This is a genomic window from Streptomyces sp. G5(2025), from assembly GCF_049542075.1.
Taxonomy (GTDB): Bacteria; Actinomycetota; Actinomycetes; order Streptomycetales; family Streptomycetaceae; genus Streptomyces.
Genome location: NZ_JBMUZT010000006.1, coordinates 2,736,827 through 2,754,488 on the forward strand (window position 1 = coordinate 2,736,827; position 17,662 = coordinate 2,754,488).

A 17,662-nucleotide genomic window follows, 5' to 3' on the forward strand; every position below is an offset into this window, starting at 1 on the left:
GCCCGGCGGCGGTGCCGTGACGGGGCGCGGGACGGAGCGGGGGACGGAGCCGGGCGGGGCGCGGGGCCCCGGTCAGCGGCAGTTGTCGGCGGCCTCGATGGTGCGGGCCGCCTGGCCGAGCGCGGCCCGCAGGACGGCGGGATCCGTGACGGGGTCGGTCGCGCCGCCGGGCGGCAGGAGCCAGCCGGTGCCCGCGACCGGCGGATCGGGGACGGCGGGCCCGGGATCCGGTTCCGCGGACGGGCACCCCGGATCGGCGGCCGCGGGCAGGCGCATGCCGCGCCCGGAGGTCTGCGTACAGGCGCTGCCCGGCAGGTCCCAGCCGTCGGCGGTGCCGGGCGGCACCAGGAAGCCGAGGGTGTCGCAGGTCCCGTCGTGCAGGACGGGGCCGATGGTCTCGCCCGCGCCGCGGCGCAGGATGTCGACCGCTTCGAGCCCCTGCCGGGTCGGGACGGTGACCAGGTCGCAGCATTCGTCGTCGCAGGGGCCCGCGTCGCGGGGTGGCGCGCTGCCGTCCTGGGTGGGCCGGTGCCGTGCCGTGGTCCGAGAGGCCGGGGGCGCGCCGCTGTCCGTACGGGAGTCGCTGTTCTGCATGCCGATCTCCAACAAGGGGACCCCTCCTCGCGAGTGCGGGAGCTGTTCGGATCTCCCACTCCACATGGTTCAACGCGACTGGGCGTCAACAGGCACTGCGGCACGCCGCCGCAAAGGATGGCAGTTCATGGCAGATCGTGGGTGAGATATCCGGTTTGTAGCCAAACACCGCGTGTCGTGCTCGTCACAGCCGGTACGTTCGTGCTCCGCCGGAACAGGGGGCCGCCCCGCGAGTCCCGTGCGCGGGTGCGGCGCCCAGTGCGCCGGCGTGTGTGCGGTCCGGCACGCTCCGCACGAGAGGGTCCGGCCATGGCGTCGTCACCGATGGCATCGTCAACTCAGTCCCCGCGACCGAACCTTGCCTTCCGGCAGCTGCGCGGACAGCGCTCGCCCGGCGAGTTCGCCGCGGCGGTCCGGCGGGCCGCGCGCGAGATCGGCGAGCGTGTCAGCTGCGACGCGCGCTACGTCGGACGCGTGGAGGCGGGTGAGATCCGTTGCCCCAACTACGCCTACGAGCGGGTGTTCCTGCACATGTTCCCCGGCCGGACACTGGCCGACCTGGGGTTCGCGCCCCGCGCGCTGGTCCGCGGCAGGGGGGCGCGGGCCGACACCGAGGCAAGCACCGCCGGCACCACAAGCACCGCAAGCACCGCAAGGACCACGAGCGCAACAAGCCCCGTAAGCACCACGAAAACCTCGCACACCACGAAGACCCCGCACACCACGATCCAGTTGTACGAGTCCCATCCGTCCGGGTCCGACCCCCGCGCCTGCGATCCGTACGCGATCCAGACTCACGAGGAGAGCGACGTGCAACGTCGCGCGTTCATGACCGGCTCCACCGTCACCGTGGCCACCGCCTCCCTGGGGCCCATCGGGCTCGCCCTGAGCGGACCCGCCGAGGCCGCCGCCCGGCGCGGCCGCAGGATCGGCGAGGCCGAGGTCGGCGCGGTCGAGGAGGCCGTGCGCAAGATCAGGCTGCTCGACGACCGGCACGGCGCCGACGGCCTCTACCGGCGCGCCGCCGCCCCGCTGCGCACCGCCTACACCCTGCTCGACGCGGGCACCACCCGGCGGTCCACCTCGGACCGGCTGCACGCGGGCGCCGGCGAACTGGCCATCTCGGTGGGTTGGTTGGCGCATGACTCGGGCCGCCTGGACGACGCCCGCTCGCACTACGCCGAGGCCCTCGCCACGGCCCGGGTCTCCGGGGACTCCGCCTTGGAGGCGCACGCCTTCTGCAACACCGCCTTCCTCGCGCGTGACGCCGGGCGCCCCCGGGAGGCCGTACGCGCCGCGCAGGCGGCCACCAGCGCCGCGCGGCACGGCGGCTCGCACCGGCTGCTCTCGCTCCTCGCGCTGCGCGAGGCCGGGGGCTGGGCGGGGCTCGGCGACCGCGCGGGCTGCGAGCAGTCGCTGACCCGCGCGCACGCCCTCTTCGACCGCGGCCCCTCGGACGCCGACCCGGAGTGGATGAGCTTCTACGGCCCGGCCGAACTGGAGGGGCTGGAGGCGCAGTGCTGGTCGGCGCTCGGCGACTGGGACCGGGCGGCCCGGCACGCGCGGCACGCGGCGGCCACGGCCTCCTCGCAGACCCCGCAGTTCACCCGGAACCTCGCGCTCTACACCGCCGAGCTGGCCGACGACCTGGCCCGCGCGGGACGCCCCGACGAGGCGGCGACGGCGGGCCTGCGGGTGCTCTCGCTCCTCGACGAGGTGCAGTCGTCCCGCATCCAGGCGATGCTCGCCACGACCGCGCGGGTACTCCTTCCGCACCGCAGGGCCTCCGGGGTGGGCGGCTTCCTGGAGCGGCACGCCGCGCTGCCGCGGGCCGTGTAGGCGTACGTACGCACGTGCGGCACCGGACGGTCAGGTCAGGTGGCCCGTCTCGTTCCACGACTCGATGGCGGGCTCTCCGTAGGCCCAGCCGAGGACCGAGAGGGACGTCGGGTTGAGGCGGATACGGGCCGCGAAGCCGATGTCGAGACCGAGCCAGCGCGCGCCGATGACCCGCAAGATGTGGCCGTGCGCGAAGACCAGCACATCGCGGTCCGCGCTCCTGGCCCACTCCACCACCTCGTCCGCGCGAGCGGACACCTGTGCGAGCGTCTCGCCGCCGGGGACGCCGTCGCGCCAGATGAGCCAGCCGGGGCGGACCGCCTGGATGTCGGCCGGGGTCATGCCGTCGTAGTGGCCGTAGTCGAACTCCATGAGCGTGTCCCACGGGCGGGCGCGGTCCCCGAAGCCGGCGATCTCGCAGGTCTCCCGCGCGCGGGAGAGCGGGCTCGTGCGCACCTCGACGTCCGGCAGGCCGTCGTAGGGCGCGCGGTGCAGGCGCTCGCCCAGGAGTTTCGCGCCCCTGCGGCCCTCGTCAAGGAGCGGGATGTCCGTCCTGCCGGTGTGTTTCCCGGACAGTGACCATTTCGTCTGTCCGTGCCGGGCCAGCAGGATGCGGGGTGCCATGGGGGGACCTCTCGAAGCTTTTCGTGCTTTCTGCGGACAGGGCGTGTCCGTCCCTCCATCATCGCCCACCTGTGATCGACGGCTCGTGCGGGCCCGGCAACCCCTCAGCCGATCTCTGCGTCTCCCACCACCGGGGGGCGCCCCCTCGGGCCTCGCGTACGCCGTAAAGTGACGCGGCGGCCAGCACTGAGTGATACAGAGATGATGGGGGACCGACCGGATGCCGAAGAAGGACGTGCCAGGCACCGGCCGCACGAGGGGACACCGGCTGCGCTGGTGGACCGAACTGCCGCTGATCGTGCTGGTGTACGCCGCGTACTCGGCGGGGCGGCTGCTCGCGCGGGGCGATGTCTCCAGCGCCGTCGACCACGGGGTCGGCATCCTCAAGGCCGAGCGGTTCCTGCGGCTCGACGCGGAGAGCCCGCTGAACCGTGTCTTCACCGCCCACGCCTGGATCGGCGTCCCGGCGGACTTCTGGTACGCCTCGCTGCACTACCTCGTCACGCCGGCCGTGCTGGTCTGGCTCTTCCGCAGCCGCGCGGTGCACTACCGTGCGGCACGCGCGTGGCTGATGATCTCCACCCTGATAGGCCTGGTCGGCTTCACGCTCCTGCCGACCTGCCCGCCGCGGCTGCTGAGCGCGGGCCACGGCTTCGTCGACACCATGGCGCAGTACAGCGACTACGGCTGGTGGGGCGCCGAGGCGAGCGCGCCGCGCGGGCTCGGCGGCATGACCAACCAATACGCGGCCATGCCGAGCCTCCATGTCGGGTGGGCGCTGTGGTGCGGCGTGATGCTGTGGCGGTACGGGCGCTCGCCGCTGACGCGGGCCGCCGCCGTCGCCTACCCCCTGATCACCACGCTCGTCGTGATGGGCACCGCCAACCACTACTTCCTCGACGCGGTCGCGGGCGCTGTCGTGATGGGTGTCGGGCTGCTGCTCGTACGGCCCGTGCGACGGCTCACGGAGCCGGTGATGGAGCGGCTGCGGGAGCGGTTCATGCGGCCCGCCGCGGCCTCGTCCGTCACCGTCCCGGCCGTCACGCCGACCATCACACCGGCCGTCACACCGCCGGTCACGGCCTCGTCCGTCACCGTCTCTTCCGCCACAGAGTCCTCAATTGTCAGTGGCGAGTGCCAGACTTCGACGGGTGAGCGATTTCCCCGACAGCGCAAGCAGAGTGCCCTCCCAGGCGCCGCCGAGCCCAGCGCCCACCCCGCCGACGCGGGGGAAGGCGCTGCGGCACCGGCTCGCTGAGCTGCGCGGCGGCAGCGACGTCCCCGCGCAGCCGCTGGACGCCCGCGCGCTCGCCGCGCTCGCGGCCAATCCCGGGTGCAGACGGCGCGCGCTCCTTGACGGGGCGGGCGTGGACAAGACGGCGCTGGCCCGTTCGCTGGGCTCGCCCTCCGGCTTCGGGCAGTCCCAGTTCGCGTTCATGCGGGGCAACGCCTTCGAGGCGCGGGTCAAGGCCGACGGCGGCGCGGAGCTGCTCCGGCTGACGCACGGCCGCCTCGGCGGCGGTCCCGAGCCGGTGCCGGGTGAGGCTGCCGTCCCCGACCTCGCGGCGGCGGGCCCCGAGGGCCGGGCGGCGCGCACGGCGCTGGCACTGCGCGAGGCCACGGAGTCCGGCGGCTGGACACTCCTCGACCACCCCATGCTGGCGCTGGACGTCGCGGGGACGCTCGCCTTCCTGGAGCCGGACGCGGTGGTCGTCCATCCGGACGGCGGTTGGACGGTCGTGGAGATCAAGTCCTTCCCGATGATCGACGGTTCGGCGGACGCGGCGAAGGTGGGCGCGGCGGCCCGCCAGTCCGCGGTGTACGCGCTGGCGCTGGAGCGGGTGGCCGCGCGCCTGGACCCCGCGCCCCGCGTCCGGCACCACGTCCTGCTGGTCTGCCCCAAGGACTTCTCGAACCTCCCCACGGCCTCGGCGATCGACGTCCGCAGGCAACTGGCGGTGACCGGGCGCCAGCTGGCCCGCCTCACCCGGGTCGAGGACATCGCGGCGGAGCTGCCCGAGGGCACGACCTTCGATGTGCGCCGCCCCGCCGCCGAGCTGACGGCGGCCGTCGAGACGGTCCCCGCGACGTACGCCCCCGAGTGCCTGTCCGCCTGCGAACTGGCCTTCCACTGCCGCACCCGCGCCCGCGAGAAGGGCGAGGTGACGTCCCTGGGCCGCTCGATCCGGGGCGAGCTGGGCGGCCTGACGTCGATCGGCGAGATCCTCGCGGCGGCGGCGGGCACCTCGGGCGACCCGGACGACCCGGCGGTGGCGACGCTGCGGAGGGCGGCGGAGCTGCGGCACGAGGCCTTGGCGGGCGTGGGAGCCGACGCCTCAGGGAGGTGGGGATGAGCGTTCGACGCCGGGTGAAGCGGTGGACGGGCGGGAAGAGCCCCCACGACCCGCAGACGAAGGAGGGCCACACGTGTCGCTGATCGACAGCCTGGCCCGGCTGGAGGCCGTGCACACCGGACGCGCACAGCCGCGCGCGACGGTGCGCCACCGGCACGTCTCCCAGCGGCCCCTCGTCCTCGTCCCGCTGACGACCGCGGGCGAGGCGGGCGCACCGCTCGGCGCGCTCGTGGGCACGGAGCGCACCGCGCCCCGCCTCCTCGTCGTACCGCAACCCCGCGACCGCGACCTGCGCTTCGCGTTCCTGGCCCGGCTCGCCGAGACCGTCCTGCCGTACATCGACGCGTACGCCGACGACGTCGAGGCGGCCGAGCGCAGCGAGACCGACCCCGAGACCGGCAAGCGCGTCAAGGTCGAGGTCGAGCTGTGCGCGGACGCCCCGCAGCTGATCGTCCCGAGCCGCGCCGGCATCGAGTTCGTGCGGCTCCTCGGCCGCTCCATGCGGTTCCGCCGCACCGCCGAGCAGGATCCCGAGGCGCCGTATCCCGCCCCGCCCCGCGTGCCCCTTCTCGGCCGCTGGCTGACGCACTTCGGGGAGCGGGCCCGCGTTCCCGGCTCGTCTCTGCTCGTCGCCATGACCGACCTGCTCTCCCGGCACTGGGCCACCGGCCAGTCCACCCTGGAGGACCAGCACCTGGGTGCCCTGCTCGCCTGGATCGAGGCGCCGGAGGGCACCTCGGGCGCCGAGGCCGCGCTCCGCGCCGAGCTGGCGCGCGACAAGGACGGCCAGCTGCTGTGCCCGCCCGCGGGCCCGGCCACCGACCCGGCGTTCGACAACGACCTGCTCGCCCCCGCCATCGAGCGCTACGACCGCGCGCGTACCGCCCTGGCCGCCGCGGAGGACGGCGTCGAGGCGGACGCGCGGCTGGCCGGGCTGACGGCCGCCGAGCGGGAGATCCACGCCCTGATCGAGAGCAGGACCCGCCCCACCTGGGACGCCGTGTGGCGCGGCCTGGACGCTCTGTGCACGCTGCCCGCGGCCGCGCACGACGCGGACCGGTGGACCCGTGACCGCTGGTCGTTCACCGGGCACCGCGACCGCGTGACGGCGGGCGAGCCCCGCAGCCCCGCGTCGACGACGCGATCACCGCGGCGAACAAACTGGCCACGCGCGAGCGCGAGCAGGCCCGTCTCGACGCCCAGGAGGCCCTCGACGACCCTCTGGTGATGGCGGGCCGCCGCCTGGCGGGCGAGGCCTTCGCGGGCGAGGTGACCGAGGTCGTCATGGCGTACAGCGAGGCCAAGAGCCCGAGGCCGCGCCCGCTGGTCACCGTCCGCACGGACGACCGCCCGCACCTCGGTGAGCGCACGAAGGTGTACCGCTCCCTCCAGGGCAAGCCCCAGGCCGCCGAGTTCGTGGCGTACGAGGCTTCCGTGGCGTACGAGGGTGAGGGCACCGGTGGCGCGATCGTGCTGCGCCTCCTCGACAAGATGGGCCGCGGCAAGGAGCCCGACGCGGGGTCGGTCCCCGAGAAGGGCGAGCGGGTCTGCTGGACGCTGTTCGAGCACGAGCAGCGCGGCGGCCCCAAGCTGCCGGACCCCGAAGCGACCCCGTGGACCCACGGCGGCCCGCCGTCGGACACCCCGGAGAGCCCTGACCCCGTGACCGCGGAGGACACCCTGTGATGCAGCTCGCCCCGCCCGCGGGCCACGCCTTCGACCCCGGCGCCGAGGCCGCGCGCGCCACGGACGCGATCCTCCACGACACGCTGCACGGCACACACCGCGGTGTCGTCGTCGACTCGCCGCCCGGCGCCGGGAAGTCGACGCTGGTGGTCCGCGCGGCACGGGAACTGGCCGCGGCGGGCCGCCCGTTGATGGTGATCGCGCAGACGAACGCGCAGGTGGACGATCTGGTGCTGCGGCTCGCCGAGAAGGACCCGGAGCTTCCGGTGGGCCGCCTGCACAGCAGCGACCCGGACCCGTACGACAAGGCGCTCGACGACCTGCCGAACGTCCGCAAGTCGACCAAGGCGGGTGACCTGTCCGGTCTGGACGTGGTCATCTCGACGGCCGCGAAGTGGGCGCACGTCAAGGTGGACCAGCTCGACGCGCCGTGGGGGCACGCGATCGTCGACGAGGCGTACCAGATGCGGTCGGACGCGCTGCTGGCGGTGGCGGGCCTCTTCGAACGGGCGCTGTTCGTGGGCGACCCGGGCCAGCTGGACCCCTTCTCGATCGTCGGCGCGGAGCAGTGGGCGGGCCTTTCGTACGACCCCTCGGCCTCCGCCGTGGCGACGCTGCTGGCCCACAACCCCGAGCTGCCGCAGCACCGCCTGCCGGTGTCGTGGCGGCTGCCGGCGTCGGCGGCGCCGCTCGTGTCCGGCGCGTTCTATCCGTACACGCCCTTTCGCAGCGGCACGGGCCACGGCGACCGGGCGCTGAACTTCGCGGTGGCGTCGGACGGTTCGGCGGCGGACCGGGTGATCGACGAGGCGGCGCGGGCGGGCTGGGGCCTGCTGGAGCTGCCCGCGCGGAACACGCCGCGTACGGACCCGGAGGCGGTGCGGGCGCTGGCGCAGGTCGTGCGCCGCCTCCTGGACCGGGGCGGCGCGGCCACCTCGGAGCGCGGTCCGGCCCCCGCGCCGCTCACGGCCGACCGGATCGCGGTCGGCACCGCCCACCGCGACCAGGCGGCGGCGGTCCGCGCGGCTCTCGCGCAGCACGGCGTCACGGATGTCACGGTGGACACGGCGAACCGTCTTCAGGGCCGCGAGTACGACGTGACGGTCGTCCTGCACCCGCTGTCGGGGCGCCCCGACGCCACCGCCTTCCACCTGGAGACGGGCCGCCTGTGCGTACTGGCCTCGCGGCACCGGCACGCCTGCATCGTGGTCTGCCGTGCGGGCGTCGACGCCCTGCTCGACGACCACCCTTCCACGGAGCCGGTGCAGTTGGGCGTCACGGTGAAGTTCCCGGACGGCTGGGAGGCAATGATGTCCACGTGGGATCGCTGGTCGGAACACCGGGTCGTCTGGCGTCCTTGAACCATTGCTCCGGCGCCTGTCCGACAGGCGCCGGAGCACGGCGCCACCCATCCGCCGGACGGAGTCCGGCCCGCCGCCGGAGGCGGCCAATGGATACAGCCCGGACGGCTGGGAGGCGAACCACGCGGTTCTCGCGCGGCTGTCGGAGCACAAGGTGGCGTGGCCGGCTCCGTGAGGCCGCGCCCGCCGGTCAGCTACAGAAGAACCGCAGACGCGTCTGCCAGGTTCTCCGCACACCCGTCTGCGACTCTCCGTGGGCTGAGCGCGCAGTTCCCCGCGCCCCTCACGGCGGCGGACCCGCCGTCCAGCCGCAGGAGAACCGCGCACGCGCCCGCGGCCCTTTCGGGGCTGCCCACTTGTGCGGCAGGGGAGAATGGAAGATGGCCCAACGCCGCGCGGGCGGCACGCACCGTACGAGGAGGAACCACCATGGCGGAGCCCGAGCGGCCCCGGACCGAGCAGCGCATGCGCCCCGCGCCCCTGCTCTTCGAGCCGGCGGAGGCGGCGGCCGACCCCGAGCACTTCTTCGACCTGGAGTCGATCGAGGACCCCCGCGAGCTGCTGGACCGCGCGACGGAGCTGACGCACGCGTTCCGCGCCGCGACGGACCGGTCCATCGAGTTCCAGGCGATGGCGGCCGCCCAGCTCGCCGACCCCCGCCGCTTCGACCGGCTGACGACCGCGGTGATCGCGGAGCGCGCCGAGTGGACCGAGGACTACGCGAAGAAGATGGTCGAGTTCGGCCGTGATCTGCTGCGCGGCGGCACCGACCGGCAGACGTAGAGAGAAAAAACTTCCGGCATATGCCGGGAGGGCAAGGTACTCCACCGCGCTCGTCACTGTCCCGGCTTTCGACAACTCTCCGAACGGGAACGCTCACTCCCGGTAGATGTACCTGGTATGAGCGCCCGCACCCGTCTCCGCACCCCCGCAGCCCCGTCCCCCACCGGAACCGTCCGCGACGTCCGCGACGCCCGGGCCTGTGACCTCACCGCCGAGGGCGCCGCCTGGCTCGCCTCGGCCGAGTCGTATCCGCGCGGTGCGCTCGCCCACTGGCGCACCCGGCCCACCGCGCCCGCCGTGCTGCCCTGCGGCTCCGCCTTCGACGTGGTCAGCGTGCCCGCGGTCTTCGGCAGGCGGATGCTCGACCGCTTATGGGAGGAGGGCCCCGGCTCGGGCCCGGTCGCCGCCCACCGCGGCCGCATGCTCCTGTTCGCCGCCCCCGGCACCGCGTCCCGCCTGCCCGCGCTCCTGGAGTGGGAGGAATGGGGCCGCGCCGTTCCCTCCGTGCTCTGCCACGGCACGGGCGACGCCATCACCGTGCCCCCGCTCACGACGCTCACGACCGCCGCCGAGGACACCGGCCCCGGCGACACCCGTCTCGACTCGCGCTGGCTGGTGGCCCCGGACACCCGCCACCCCTGGCTGCCGGGCCCCGAGGTGATGCTCTGGGCGTGCGTCCGGGCGGCCCGCTCGGAGGCCTCCGCGGTCCGCATATCGATTTTTCCTGGCGCCGATCAGGATGCTAAGGTCTACGACGTCAGCAGGCGCCGCTAGCTCAGTTGGTTAGAGCAGCTGACTCTTAATCAGCGGGTCCGGGGTTCGAGTCCCTGGCGGCGCACAGACAGCAAGAAGCCCCTCGCGAGAGCGAGGGGCTTCTTGCGTTGCCGGGGACGCCGGAGGGGGCGTCAGCCCACCCTGACCTTCACCGTCCAGGAACCCGACGCCGTCCGCCCCTCCACCTCGACGCGGATCGCCTCCCCCGGCACCGTGAAGGTCTCCCCCGTCCGCACCGGGGCGTCCGCCAGCTGCGGATACACCGAGTCGCCCCAGCAGGACTCCGACTCCGGATGGGCGTCGACGACCTCCACGGGGCCGTCGCCGGATGCCGTCTCGCCCCGTACCTCGTAGACGAGCACGCCCTCCGTGCACGTCGCGTGGTCGTTGCCCGCGGCGGCCCGCGCCTCCAGGGCGATCGCGGAGTCCCGGCCCGTACGGACCACGGCCAGCCTGGTGCCGCCGAGCGCCCCCCGCGGGAGCGGCGCCGCCAGCGGCTCCAAGGTCAGCCGTTCGGTGCCCGCCGCCACACAGTGGACCTGCCACGGCTCCAGCCAGCCCACCTTCCACTTGTGCCAGCCGAAGAGGTCGGGGGCGAGGCCGAACTGGCTTCCCATGACGTCCCAGTCGCCCACGTGGGTGTCCCAGTCGCCCTCGCCGTCGGTCGGGCGGTGGTAGAGGTCCGGCAGGTCGAACACGTGGCCGGTCTCGTGGGCCAGGACGTTGCGGTCGGGCGGGTGGCGCTCGAAGACCGTGACGATGCGCCGGATGTCCGTGCCGTCGGCCCGCATCGGCCGGTCGAAGTTCACGACTTTCGTGGCGTCCGAGTCGACGCCGGGCGCGTCCGGGTCCGCGACGAAGTAGACGATGTCGTACCCGGAGAAGTCCACGTGCGGATCGGCGGCGGCCAGCGCGTCCCGCAGGTAGGCGGCGCGGCGCTGGGCGTTCCAGTCGCGCTTTATGGCGTACGCCAGGGAGCTGCGCGGCATCTGGACCCACGCGCGCTGCGGATGCGGCAGGAGCCGGAACTTTCCGTAGGAGGCCTGTTCGAAGAAGCGGCTGGTGGCGGGGAAGTGGTCGGCGGCCAGCTCCTCGGGCGTGGTCAGCGGCGGGGAGTCCGGGAAGGACAGGAAGACCATCAGCGCGTCCAGGGTCCTGGCCGGGCGCGGATAGGCGGCGTTCCAGCTGTCCAGGCCCTCCGAGTGGTGCGCGGCGGTGCGGCGCAGGGCGCACGGCTGCGCGACGGACTCGGCGGTGGCGGGGCCCGCGACGAGCGAGGTGGCGGCGAGGGCGGTGAGCGAGGTGAGCATCGCCCCGGTGCTGCGCAACCGGTGGTTCCCCCCTGGCCTGGGATTCCTCCCTCCACGGGTGAGTCCCCAAGGGGGGAGCTGACGCGGCACGTCGACCTCCGGGTGCGGAATGCGGGACACCTCACCCACCTTGTGATGTTTTGTTGACCTCCGCCCAGTTTGTCTGGCCCTTCCGGGTGAGCGGGGGGCAGGGCCGCGACACCCCGAGCGCTCACGGAACGTCACAAGCGATCGAGCCTTGCTGGAACCAGTTCACTGCCGAGCAGAAACGATCTGTCATCGCCTATGGACCCCACTCGGTCCGGTGGCATGGCTGGATAGCCCCTCAGGCGGGCCTCTATGATCGGCACACTTTCCAGCGCGGGCCCGGCCCCACACCGCCGCCCGCCCCTGCCCGCCGCCCGACGAGACCTGTTCGAGAACAACTGCACTGCGGGAGCAAGCGGTGAACGGAACGTCCCAAGGGCCCACCCCCACGGCGGCCACAGCACCCGGCCGAGCCCGTCCTGTCGTCACGGAACGTGTCTCCACGGAACGCGTCCCCACGGAACGCATCGCCACGGAATGTGTCGTCACAGAACGCGTCGCCACGGAATGTGTCGTCACGGGACGTCGCGGTCCGGAGCGTGCCGACTACCGTGGCGCCTTCGCGCACTCTCCCCTCCCCTCGGCCGTCGTCGACAGCGAGGGGCTGGTCGTCTGCGCCAACGACGCCCTCGCCGCCCTCCTCGGTGCCGGCCCCGGAGGGCTCGACGGCCGCGTCGCCGCCGACCTGGTCGACCTCGCCTCCGATACCCGTACGTGGCACGCGTACCGCGAGGTGCTCCGCGGCCGGCAGGCCAAGCTGCGCTGCGCGCGGCGCCTGAAACATCCCGACGGGCACTCGCTGTGGGTGCAGATCACGGTCACGCCGATGCCGGAGTCAGCCGAGCGGTGCGAGGGCAGGACCGTCCTGCTCTCGGCCGCCGACATCAGCGCGCGCCGGGAGTTGCAGGCCCGGCTGCGCCATGTGCAGATGCACGACCCGGTGACGCGGCTACCCAACCGCAACCTCTTCTTCGAACGCTTGGCCGCCGCCCTGGAAGCGGGCGCGTACGACGACACGAGCGCCGGCCGGATCGGCCTGTGCTACCTGGACCTGGACGGGTTCAAGGCGGTCAACGACACCCTCGGCCACCGGGTCGGCGACCGGCTGCTCGCCGCCGTCGCCGAGCGGCTCACGCGCTGCGCCGACCGGGCCGGGTACAGCGCGGTGGCGGCGCCGCTGGTGGCGCGTCTCGGGGGCGACGAGTTCGCGCTGCTCGTGGAGGACTCCACCGGGACGGAACAGCTGACGGACCTCGCCGAGGCGGCACTGAAGGCCCTCCAGGAGCCGTTCGACCTCGCGGGGCAGCGGCTCTCCGTCTCCGCCTCCATCGGCGTGGTGGAGCGGCGCACCGCGGGCACCACCACGACGGGCCTCATGCAGGCCGCCGACACCACGCTGTACTGGGCGAAGACGGACGGCAAGGCCCGCTGGACGCTCTTCGATCCCGAGCGCAACGCCCACCGCATGACCCGTCAGACCCTCTCCAGCTCGCTGCGGCCCGCCGTGGAGCGCGACGAGTTCGTCCTGGACTACCAGCCGCTGGTGGGGCTCGACGACGAGGGAGTGCGGGGCGTCGAGGCGCTGGTGCGGTGGCGGCATCCGCAGTTCGGGCTGTTGACGCCGAATCGGTTCATCGGACTGGCGGAGGAGGACGGCTCGATCGTGCAGCTCGGCCGCTGGGTGCTGCGGACCGCCTGCCGGCAGGCCCGGCGGTGGCAGGTCGCGCACCCCGACCGGGAGCCCGTGTTCGTGAGCGTGAACGTGGCGGTGCGGCAGGTGTGGGACTCCGACCTGGTGGCGGACGTGGCGGAGATCCTCGCCGAGACGGGGCTGCCGGCCCGGCTGCTGCAACTGGAGCTGACCGAGTCCGCCGTCATGGGGTCGGCGGGGCGCCCCCTCCAGGCCCTCCAGGCCCTCAGCGACATGGGAGTGCGCATCGCCATCGACGACTTCGGGACGGGGTACTCGAACCTGGCGTACCTGAGCCGGCTGCCGGTGTCGGTCCTGAAGCTGGACGGGTCCTTCGTACGGGGCTTTCAGTACGAGGAGGGGGAGACGCACACCAACCCCGCCGACGAGGTCATCGTCGAGGCGCTGGTGCAGCTGGCCCACCGTCTGGGGCTCACGGTCACCGCGGAGTGCGTGGAGACGGCCGCGCAGGCCACGCGGCTTCGGCGGATCGGCTGTGACACGGGGCAGGGCTGGCTCTACTCCCGCCCGGTCCGGGCGGACCGCATCTCCCTACTACTGCGTACCACCGCCGCCCCTTAAGGGGGCGGCGGGGAACTGCGCGCTCAGCCCACTACGGTCCGCATGGGCCGGCGCACGGGACCGCGCAGACGCGTCTGCCTACGACGGCTTGCCCGCGGGTGCGGGCGGACAGGGGTTGCTCGCGCAGTTCCCCGCGCCCCTTACGGGGCCTCACATCCGCCCCCAAAGGAAACCCCGCAGACCCGTCTGCCCACGACGGCATGCCCGCACGTGCGGGCGGACACGGGGTGCTCGCGCAGTTCCCCGCGCCCCCTACAGGGCCTCACATCCCCCCCCCCCAAAGGAAACCCCCCTGACCCGCCTGCCCACGACGGCATGCCCGCACGTGCGGGCGGACACGGGGTGCTCGCGCAGTTCCCCGCGCCCCCTACAGGGCCTCACATCCCCCCAAAGGAAACCCCGCAGACCCGCCTGCCCACGACGGCATGCCCGCACGTACGGGCGGACACGGGGTGCTCGCGCAGTTCCCCGCGCCCCTTGCGGGGGCGTCAAGGCCGGGGGAGCCCGTACGCGTCCGCGATCAGTTCGTACGAACGCAGGCGGATGTCGCCGCCATGCGCGTTGCCCGTGATCATCAGTTCGTCCGCACCCGTCCGCTTGGCGAGATCGTCGAGGCCGGTGCGGACCTGGTCGGCGGTCCCGTGGATGACGTTGGCGTTCCAGCCGGCGATGAACTCCCGCTCCATCTCGTTGAACTCGTACGCCGCCGCCTCCTCCGGGGTGGGGACCAGGCCGGGGCGGCCGGTGCGCAGGCGGACCATGTTCAGGGCGGCGGCCATGACCTGGCGGCGGGCCTCGTTCTCGTCGTCCGTGGCGAGCGCGGAGACGCCGATGAGGGCGTACGGCGCGTCGAGCACCGCGGAGGGCTTGAACGACTCGCGGTAGAGGTCCAGCGCCGGGATGGTGTTCTGCGCGGAGAAGTGGTGCGCGAAGGCGAAGGGCAGGCCGAGGACACCGGCGAGGCGGGCGCTGAACCCGGAGGAGCCGAGCAGCCACAGCGGCGGGCGGTGCCGGGACTGGACGCCGCCGGGCGAGGTCGCCTGGATCGGTCCTGGCACGGCGTGGATGCGCCGGTAGGGGTGGCCGTCCGGGAAGTCGTCGTCCAAAAAGCGCGTCAGCTCGGCCAGTTGCTGCGGGAACTCGTCGGCGCCTTCGCTCAGCCGGTCCGAGCGGCGCAGCGCGGCGGCGGTCGCGCCGTCCGTGCCGGGGGCGCGGCCGAGCCCCAGGTCGACGCGGCCGGGGGCCATCGCCTCCAGGGTGCCGAACTGCTCGGCGATGACGAGCGGGGCGTGGTTGGGCAGCATGACGCCGCCGGAGCCGAGCCGGACGCGGTCGGTGTGGGCGGCGAGGTGGGCGAGGATCACCGCCGGGGAGGAGGACGCGACGCCCGGCATGGAGTGGTGCTCGGCGACCCAGTAGCGGTGGTAGCCGCGGGCCTCGGCGAGCTTGGCGATCTCGACGCTGGTGCGCAGCGCGTCGGTGGCGGTGCGTCCGGCGCCCACGGTGACGAGGTCGAGGACGGACAGGGGGACGGGCGCGGTGCCGTGCCGCTCACCCCGGATGCCGTCGCCCCGGATGCCGTCACCGCGGATGCCGTCGTCGCGGTTGCCGTCGTCGCGGTTGCCGTCGCCGGTCGGGTCCACTGTCACTGGGGTGCCTCCTGCACTGCGTACGTACGTCACATGGGTACGGGAGCGAAAACAGGAGGCTGGCTCCGTTTTATTCCCCGCACCCTGGCCGGAGCCCCGTGCGGGTACCGTGCCCGCCATGGCTGATCCCCTGAAGACGCTGGTCGACGGAGTCGAGGTCGAGGTGCCGAACACCATCCCCGACATCCGCGCCGCCCTGCCCGCGGACCGGCGCGCGGAGTTCGACCGGGCCATCAACGCCGCCGGGGTCGACGAGATCCACGCCGTGATGCGGCACTGGATGCTGGAGGCCGTGCCCGATCCGGACGCAGAGGCGCGGCTCGCGCGGCTCGCCTCCGACGAGGCCGAGCGGCGGGGAGCGTCGTGAGTCCCCGCCACCGCCGGGGCCACCGGATCACCTACGCGCCGCCCGCGGACGACACCCTCGCCAAGATGGGCGACGCCGAGGCGTTCCGCGCCGCGCTCGCGCGCACGATCGGCCGCGACCCGTACGGCCACGGCTCGACACCCGTACGGGGTGAGCAGGACCGCAGGGAGGCGACCGTCGAGGGTGCCATCGTCCTGTACTACGTCTCCGGGTCGGTCCAGACGTTAACGGTGGTCAGACTGATCCTCAGCCCCTAGGACCGAGCGTCAGCCCCTAAGGGGTGCCGTCGGCCTGGACCACCGGTTCCCTCGTGAACAGCGCGCCCAGCTCCGGGGCGTTCACCCGGCGCTCGGCGAGCCGCAGCGCCTCCCAGACCGTGACCTGGTTGGCCGTCAGGACCGGCTTGCCGACGGCCGCCTCCAGGTCCCGGACGTACGCCGCCGTGTGCAGCGCGGTGTCCGGCAGGAGGAGCGCGTCGGCGTCCGGGTGGTCGCCGTCGCGGGCCAGCGCGAGGACCTCGTCGCGGCCCCAGGCGCCGACCTCCGCCGCCGTGATGACGCCGCTCCCCCGCGTCGAGACCACCTCCGCGCCCGCCGACTTCAGGAACGCCGTGAAGTGCGCGGCCACGTCGTCCGGGTACGTCGCCGCGATCGCGACGCGGGCCGCGCCCACCTCGCGTACCGCGTAGGCGAAGGCGAACGACGTCGACGACGCGGGTAGACCCGCCGTGCGGGCGAGGCTCCGCACCTGGTCGTGCGCGCCCTCCCAGCCGAAGACGAAGCTGCCGCTGGTGCACGCCCAGACGACCGCCTCCGCGCCGGAGAGCCGCAGCTCCTCGACGCCGGCGGCGAGCCGCGCGGCCGAACCCATCTCCAGGAGCGCGTCGACCCGGTGCGCGTCCTCGCCGATGTCCGTGTGGACGACCTGCAGCCGGACATCGCTGCCGAGCATCTGCTCCATGCGGGGGTAGTCGTCCTCGGCCGAGTGCCCCGGGTAGAGAAATCCGAGTGCCGTCACGTCCAGCCTCCTCCTTCTGCGGGTGGTCCCGCGGATGGTCCTGCGGGCGGTCCCGCGGATGGTCCCGCGGGTGGGACTTCGGGCAGGCCCTGTGGGGGCGGCGGATTCAGCGGACTCGCGCCCGGCCGCGCCCCCGGGTCGATCAGTGCCTGATAAGGCCCTACCGCACGCGTACCCAGCCGACGCAGGGCCGACCACATCGTCACCTGGTTCGCCGAGATCACCGGCACGCGCAGTTCCGCCTCCAGTTGCGGGAGCACGTCGTACGTGGGGAGGTTCGTGCAGCTGATGAAGAGTGCCTCCACCCTGCCCTGGACCGCGCGGCGCGCCATGTCGGCCACGTCCCGGTAGGGGACCTTCCAGATGTGCCGGGTCAGCCCGAGGTACGCGCGGGCCGCGACCACCACGCCCGCTTCAACGAGGTACTCCTCCAGGGCCCGCGTCACCGACCAGGTGTAGGGCGTGACGAGGGCGATGCGCCGGGCGCCCAGTTCCGCCAGAGCCTCCAGGAGGGCGCCGGAGGTGGTCACGGCGGCGACCGCGCCCTCGCGGGTCATGGCCTCGCACATCGCCCGCTCTCCCGCGATGCCGCCGACGAAGCTGCCCGACGTACAGGCGTACGCGAGGACTTCGGGCTCGGCGACGGTCAGCGCGCGGACCGCGCCGGCGAGCGTCTCGTGCTCGCTGACCAGGCGCGCCAGGTCCAGGCTGACCTCGACGGGCACGTACGGCGTGCGGGTGAGATGGAGGGACACCTCGTCCGGGACCCAGCGCCACAGTTCGCGGTCGAGGGCGAAGTCGAAAGGGGCGACGACACCGATACCGCGCTGGGGGTGTGGTCCACCGAGAAAAGAGACGTCCATGAGCAGGCCCCAAGTCCGTGCGTGGTGGTCAGGGACCGGCCGGGGGCCGGGACGAGCTGCCGCAGTGCCTTGTTGACGAAGG

15 protein-coding genes, 1 tRNA gene and 1 pseudogene are annotated in these 17,662 nt (G+C 73.6%); 11 read left to right on the plus strand and 6 right to left on the minus strand.

What is annotated here, in order from left to right; genetic code table 11:
- Positions 1 to 72 precede the first annotated feature (72 nt).
- Positions 73 to 594: a hypothetical protein gene (locus ACOBQB_RS23135; RefSeq protein ID WP_423598682.1), complete on the minus strand. Its 522-nt coding sequence runs from the start codon at positions 592 to 594 to the stop codon at positions 73 to 75.
- A gap of 309 nt (positions 595 to 903) precedes the next feature.
- Between ACOBQB_RS23135 and ACOBQB_RS23140 the strand changes: the two genes are divergently transcribed.
- Positions 904 to 2,433, plus strand: a complete 1,530-nt coding sequence (locus tag ACOBQB_RS23140; protein WP_423594055.1) for a twin-arginine translocation signal domain-containing protein — start codon at positions 904 to 906, stop codon at positions 2,431 to 2,433.
- Positions 2,434 to 2,463: 30 nt separating this feature from the next.
- Here ACOBQB_RS23140 and ACOBQB_RS23145 read toward each other — a convergent pair whose 3' ends face one another.
- Entirely contained in the window at positions 2,464 to 3,057 is a 594-nt protein-coding gene (locus ACOBQB_RS23145; protein WP_423594056.1) for a histidine phosphatase family protein, read from the minus strand.
- 220 nt (positions 3,058 to 3,277) lie between these two features.
- Here ACOBQB_RS23145 and ACOBQB_RS23150 point away from each other — a divergent pair, with 220 nt between their 5' ends.
- From ACOBQB_RS23150 to ACOBQB_RS23180, 7 genes and pseudogenes are all read left to right on the plus strand, one after another.
- Positions 3,278 to 4,315: a phosphatase PAP2 family protein gene (locus tag ACOBQB_RS23150; RefSeq protein WP_423594057.1), complete on the plus strand. Its 1,038-nt coding sequence runs from the start codon at positions 3,278 to 3,280 to the stop codon at positions 4,313 to 4,315.
- On the plus strand, positions 4,209 to 5,411 hold the full coding sequence (locus tag ACOBQB_RS23155; RefSeq protein WP_423594058.1) for a hypothetical protein: 1,203 nt from the start codon (positions 4,209 to 4,211) through the stop codon (positions 5,409 to 5,411). The genes ACOBQB_RS23150 and ACOBQB_RS23155 overlap by 107 nt, the downstream gene beginning before the upstream one ends.
- A 73-nt stretch (positions 5,412 to 5,484) precedes the next feature.
- A pseudogene (locus ACOBQB_RS23160) lies at positions 5,485 to 7,097 on the plus strand (hypothetical protein).
- Positions 7,097 to 8,458: an AAA domain-containing protein gene (locus ACOBQB_RS23165; protein WP_423594059.1), complete on the plus strand. Its 1,362-nt coding sequence runs from the start codon at positions 7,097 to 7,099 to the stop codon at positions 8,456 to 8,458. The pseudogene ACOBQB_RS23160 and the gene ACOBQB_RS23165 overlap by 1 nt, the downstream one beginning before the upstream one ends.
- A gap of 429 nt (positions 8,459 to 8,887) precedes the next feature.
- On the plus strand, positions 8,888 to 9,241 hold the full coding sequence (locus ACOBQB_RS23170; protein ID WP_423594060.1) for a hypothetical protein: 354 nt from the start codon (positions 8,888 to 8,890) through the stop codon (positions 9,239 to 9,241).
- 117 nt (positions 9,242 to 9,358) lie between these two features.
- On the plus strand, positions 9,359 to 10,015 hold the full coding sequence (locus ACOBQB_RS23175; protein ID WP_423594061.1) for a bifunctional DNA primase/polymerase: 657 nt from the start codon (positions 9,359 to 9,361) through the stop codon (positions 10,013 to 10,015).
- Positions 10,006 to 10,079: transfer RNA gene (locus ACOBQB_RS23180), tRNA-Lys, on the plus strand. The genes ACOBQB_RS23175 and ACOBQB_RS23180 overlap by 10 nt, the downstream gene beginning before the upstream one ends.
- Before the next feature lie 67 nt (positions 10,080 to 10,146).
- On the opposite strand, the gene ACOBQB_RS23185 is transcribed toward ACOBQB_RS23180, so the two are convergent.
- A complete protein-coding gene (locus ACOBQB_RS23185) occupies positions 10,147 to 11,445 on the minus strand; it encodes a M6 family metalloprotease domain-containing protein (protein WP_423594062.1) in 1,299 nt (432 codons plus the stop codon).
- A 325-nt stretch (positions 11,446 to 11,770) separates the two neighbouring features.
- Here ACOBQB_RS23185 and ACOBQB_RS23190 point away from each other — a divergent pair, with 325 nt between their 5' ends.
- On the plus strand, positions 11,771 to 13,684 hold the full coding sequence (locus ACOBQB_RS23190) for a putative bifunctional diguanylate cyclase/phosphodiesterase (protein WP_423594063.1): 1,914 nt from the start codon (positions 11,771 to 11,773) through the stop codon (positions 13,682 to 13,684).
- A 488-nt stretch (positions 13,685 to 14,172) separates the two neighbouring features.
- Here ACOBQB_RS23190 and ACOBQB_RS23195 read toward each other — a convergent pair whose 3' ends face one another.
- Complete coding sequence (locus ACOBQB_RS23195; protein WP_423598684.1) at positions 14,173 to 15,261, minus strand: LLM class flavin-dependent oxidoreductase; 1,089 nt, start codon at positions 15,259 to 15,261, stop codon at positions 14,173 to 14,175.
- Positions 15,262 to 15,451: 190 nt separating this feature from the next.
- On the opposite strand from ACOBQB_RS23195, the gene ACOBQB_RS23200 reads away from it, so the two are divergent.
- Together ACOBQB_RS23200 and ACOBQB_RS23205 are read left to right on the plus strand one after the other, a co-directional pair.
- Complete coding sequence (locus ACOBQB_RS23200) at positions 15,452 to 15,700, plus strand: hypothetical protein (RefSeq protein WP_423594064.1); 249 nt, start codon at positions 15,452 to 15,454, stop codon at positions 15,698 to 15,700.
- A gap of 65 nt (positions 15,701 to 15,765) precedes the next feature.
- Positions 15,766 to 15,957: a hypothetical protein gene (locus ACOBQB_RS23205; protein ID WP_423598686.1), complete on the plus strand. Its 192-nt coding sequence runs from the start codon at positions 15,766 to 15,768 to the stop codon at positions 15,955 to 15,957.
- A 16-nt stretch (positions 15,958 to 15,973) separates the two neighbouring features.
- On the opposite strand, the gene ACOBQB_RS23210 is transcribed toward ACOBQB_RS23205, so the two are convergent.
- Both ACOBQB_RS23210 and ACOBQB_RS23215 read right to left on the minus strand, forming a co-directional pair.
- On the minus strand, positions 15,974 to 16,717 hold the full coding sequence (locus ACOBQB_RS23210; protein WP_423594065.1) for a maleate cis-trans isomerase family protein: 744 nt from the start codon (positions 16,715 to 16,717) through the stop codon (positions 15,974 to 15,976).
- Positions 16,714 to 17,580, minus strand: coding sequence for a maleate cis-trans isomerase family protein (locus ACOBQB_RS23215; RefSeq protein WP_423594066.1), 867 nt, complete (start codon positions 17,578 to 17,580; stop codon positions 16,714 to 16,716). Before ACOBQB_RS23215 ends, ACOBQB_RS23210 begins: the two co-directional genes overlap by 4 nt.
- Between the last annotated feature and the right edge of the window lie 82 nt (positions 17,581 to 17,662).